This window comes from Enterobacter cloacae complex sp. XAL002, assembly GCF_049236805.1.
Classification (GTDB): domain Bacteria; phylum Pseudomonadota; class Gammaproteobacteria; order Enterobacterales; family Enterobacteriaceae; genus Enterobacter; species Enterobacter intestinihominis.
The window spans coordinates 1-4,026 of sequence record NZ_JBMKJN010000052.1 but is presented as its reverse complement, the minus strand read 5'-3'; the positions used below and the strand labels follow the sequence as shown (position 1 = coordinate 4,026).

Annotated in this window: 3 protein-coding genes and 1 pseudogene; all 4 read left to right on the top strand. The window is 62.1% G+C overall.

Translation table 11 applies throughout. The features are described 5' to 3' along the window. Window positions 1-72: 72 nt before the first annotated feature. Entirely contained in the window at window positions 73-1,413 is a 1,341-nt protein-coding gene (gene tssK, locus ACOT0L_RS23695) for a type VI secretion system baseplate subunit TssK (protein ID WP_045309184.1), read from the top strand. After that, window positions 1,410-2,063, top strand: coding sequence for a type VI secretion system protein TssL, short form (gene tssL, locus ACOT0L_RS23690; RefSeq protein ID WP_063149702.1), 654 nt, complete (start codon window positions 1,410-1,412; stop codon window positions 2,061-2,063). The genes tssK and tssL overlap by 4 nt, the downstream gene beginning before the upstream one ends. Before the next feature lie 3 nt (window positions 2,064-2,066). Continuing rightward, complete coding sequence (locus ACOT0L_RS23685; RefSeq protein ID WP_368995233.1) at window positions 2,067-3,773, top strand: OmpA family protein; 1,707 nt, start codon at window positions 2,067-2,069, stop codon at window positions 3,771-3,773. Between the two features lie 5 nt (window positions 3,774-3,778). Next, window positions 3,779-4,026: pseudogene (gene hcp, locus ACOT0L_RS23680) on the top strand (type VI secretion system effector Hcp); the annotation flags it as partial.

Here is a 4,026-nt window from a genome sequence, read left to right as displayed (position 1 = left end):
TGGAAGGCATGGATGTGAACCTGTCTCTGGTGAGCCAGATGCCGAAAGCGAAAGCGTAAGGCGGTAGCAGGGATGAAAATTTACCGTCCGTTATGGGAAGACGGGGCCTTCCTGGCCCCGCAGCAGTTCCAGCAGCAGGCCCGCTGGGATGCACATGTGGCCGACACCGTGGCCCGGATGGCGCTGGCGCACCCGTGGGGTGTGCTGTGCGCGGAGTTCGACGAAGGCGCGCTGGCCCTTTCACGTCTTAATGCCACCCGGCTTTGTGTGCGCTTCGCGGATGGTACCCTGGTGGACACAGATCTGGCGGATACCCTGCCGCCGGTCTGTGATTTATCAGCGGCGGGGAGTGATGCTGTTGAAGTGCTGCTGTGTCTGCCGCTCCTCAGCGCCAATGGCGGTAATCTGGATGACGGGCAGGACAGTGCCCGTCCGCGCCGCTGGCAGTCTGAACGGGTAACAGTGCAGGAACTGGCCGGGCATGAGCGCAGTGAACTGACGGTACTTCGTCATGCCCTGACGCTGCGGCTGTCGACTCAGGAAAACAGCGCCTGGCTTACCTGCCCGGTGGCGAGACTGATGCGAAACGCACAGGGGCAGTGGGTACAGGAGCGGAGCTTTATTCCGCCGCTGCTCTCTTTGTCTGCCAGCCCGTTACTGCTCAGCGAACTGAGTGACCTGCTGCACCGCCTGGCGGCCCGGCGTAAGCGCCTGATGGCCATGCGCCGTGAAAGCAACGAGCGGATGGCGGACTTCGCGGTGGCCGATGTATCGCTGTTCTGGTTGCTGAACGCCCTCAACAGCGTTGAGCCGGTACTGACGGAGCTGCACCAGGCGCCGTCCCGCCATCCGGAACTGCTGTACCGCGAGCTGGCCCGCCTTGCCGGCAGCCTGCTGACCTTTTCGCTTGAACATGATGTGGACGCCATTCCCCCCTATCGGCATGACGCGCCGGAAACGGTGTTCCCGCCGCTGTTTACCTTGCTCGATAACCTGCTTGAAGCCAGTCTGCCGTCGCGCGTGATTGCCATTGAACTGAAGCAGGGCGAAGACCGTGAGATCTGGCGCGGGAAGCTGCACGACGCGCGGCTGCGTGAAGGGGCCGATTTCTATCTCTCCGTGCGCTCCGCCATGCCAAACCACGAACTCCAGACGCGCTTCCCGCAACTGTGTAAGGCGGGAAGTCACGATGATGTCTCTGAGGTGGTGAATATCGCCCTGAGCGGGATGGTGATTAAACCACTAAGCCACGTTCCGGCGGCCATCCCGCTGCGTCTGGAAAATCAGTATTTCGCGCTGGATCTGTCCACCGATGCTGCTCGTGCCATGCTGGAAGCCGGAAACTGTACCTTCTATACGCCGGGCTCCCTCGGTGAGGTGAAACTTGAACTGTTTGCGGTGCTGCGCTCATGAACGATGCCGACATTGACCTGATAAACAAAACGTTTTATCCGGGCTGGCTGATGGTCAGCCAGTTGCGCAGCGGCCAGGAGGTAAAGGACGGCGAAGCGCTGTACCGACGAGCCTGCCGGTGGGTGAACGCCGCGCGAGAATCACTGAACGAAGCCGGGTTCAGCACCACATCCTGCGACCATATGCTGTATGCGTACTGCGCCCTGATGGATGAGAGCGTGCTGAACCGGGATAAACAGGATGACGGTTACCGCCAGTGGCGCAAGGACCCACTTCAGGCGCGGTTTTTCCGTACCCTGAATGCAGGGGAAGAGCTGTGGGAGCGTATCCGTACGGCCCTGCGCGAGCCTGCGCCGGATGTGGCGGTGCTGACCTGCCTGTACCGCACCCTGCAACTGGGCTTCACCGGCCAGTACCGCACGCAGGATGATGAGCGGCGTGAGGATGTGGTGCGCGCGCTCAGTGAGCGCGTACCGCCGTTTGCGCTGACCCAGGAAACTCCGGTGGTGGTCAGGGCATCCCGCCTGCGCAGCGGACGCCGGATGTACTGGCTGGGCTGGGTGGCGGGCGTGGTGGTGCTGGCGGCGCTGTGGTTCACCTTCTCCTCTGTGCTGTCGCAGATGGTGGCGCAGATTGCGGGGCAGGGATAACGGATGCGTGTACTCTCCCGAACGCTTCTCACGCTGTTTGCTGCTGTCCTTGCTTTGTGGCTGGTCGTGGATTTCTGGCCGCTTTCCACCGTCAGCCGTTCTGTGCTCAGCGTCTGTATTGTGCTGGTCTGCGGCGCGACGCTATGGCATCGGTGGCGGCGTCGCCAGTTCGTCATACCGGTAACGGAGCATGTCCTGCCCCCGGAAGATTTTCAGGGTGCGGTGGTGCTGGTCTGCGGCGATACGACCAGCCTGTTCCCTCCCGATACCGTTTATCGTGAAACCCGTCAGGGCTGGTATATACACGCGCAAAACGCAGAACAGCTGCCGCTGCTGGCGCAGCATCTGGCGGCCGTCCGTCCGGCGCTGGTGTCGCAGGTCTCGGTATTGCTGGCGCTGATACCGGAACAGCAGACGTCGGAAGAGGCGCTGGCGCAGACGCTCCGTGGCTGGCGACGCAGTATTACGCAGTGCCGGAACTGGCTGAACGGTGTTCCGCCGGTATGGAGCGTGGCCTGGATATCGCCACCTGACCTTCACCCTAAAGAGGAGGCGCAGTGGTTTACCGTCACACCGGAGTTACCGGGCGTGCGGGTGCGGCAGAACGGATATGTCGCCCTGTCGGTGACGGACTGGCAGTGGGAGAGCGGCAGCCGCGCCTCACGCCTTTATGACACGCTGTGGCTGGACAGCATACTGGTGCTGATGGCGCACCACCTCACCCGGCCATTCAGCGCCCGACAGGGTGAGCTTCCGCAGCTGAATCTCTGCGCGGCAGGTATCTGTCTGGCACCGATCGCCGCAACAGAGGATAACCTCTGGCAGCAGCTGATAGCCGGTATCACCACGCTTTGCCCGAAACCTGTCTTTGCACCGGATTTACTGCCGCTGCCGGAGGTATTGCTGCCGTACCTGCCGCGCCGCCACGGCATCAGCCGCCGGATGCAGAATATGCGGCTGGCCGGGGGTATCTGCTTTGTCTTCCTTGCGCTGGCGATGCTGGCTTCCTTTATCAACAACCAGCGACTGGTGCGCAGCGTGGGCGACCACCTTGCCGTATACCACCGTCTCAGCGGCACGCCACCTGAGCCGAAGCAGCAGGCGCAGCAGCGTTTGCAGGCAGACAGCCGCCTGCTGGACGACTGGCTGCGGCGTGGTGAGCCACTGCGTTACGGGCTCGGCCTGTACCAGGGCATGCGTCTGATCCCGCTGGTAGAAGCCGCCATTAATAGCTGGACGCCACCGCCGCCCCCTCGTCCGGTGATTAAGAAAATCGTACAGGGGCCGCAGACTGTCCGCCTCGACAGCATGTCGCTGTTCGATACCGGCAAATGGGCGCTGAAACCCGCCTCAACAAAGCTGCTGGTGAACTCACTTGTGGGGATCAAGGCGAAACCCGGCTGGCTGATTGTGGTCGCAGGCCATACCGACAGCACCGGGGATGACCAGTCCAACCAGGTCCTGTCCCTGAAGCGTGCGGAGTCCGTGCGCGACTGGATGCGCGATACCGGCGACGTGCCGGAGAGCTGTTTTGCGGTGCAGGGCTACGGTGAAAGCCGACCTGTCGCCACCAACGACACGGCAGAAGGCCGGACGCTGAACCGCCGTGTCGAAATCAGTCTGGTGCCGCAGGCGAACGCCTGCCAGCTGCCGGGCAACACCCCCGCGTCATCGCAGGATGATGGCGCTGATAACAACTTAACGGAGTAATTAACATGGCAATACCAGTCTATCTGTGGCTGAAGGACGACGGCGGCGCGGACATCAAAGGGTCTGTGGACGTTCAGGATCGTGAAGGCAGCATCGAGGTGGTGGCCCAGGAGCATAACCTGTACATCCCGACCGACAATAACACCGGCAAGCTGACCGGTACCCGTATCCACACCCCGTTCCTGTTCACCAAGGAAATCGACTCCTCCAGCCCGTACCTGTACAAGGCGGTGACCACCGGCCAGACCCTGAA

Coding starts and splice junctions, on each gene's coding strand:
- tssL (WP_063149702.1), top strand. CDS start 1,410: ATGAACGATGCCGACATTGACCTGATAAACAAAACGTTTTATCCGGGC.
- ACOT0L_RS23685 (WP_368995233.1), top strand. CDS start 2,067: ATGCGTGTACTCTCCCGAACGCTTCTCACGCTGTTTGCTGCTGTCCTT.
- tssK (WP_045309184.1), top strand. CDS start 73: ATGAAAATTTACCGTCCGTTATGGGAAGACGGGGCCTTCCTGGCCCCG.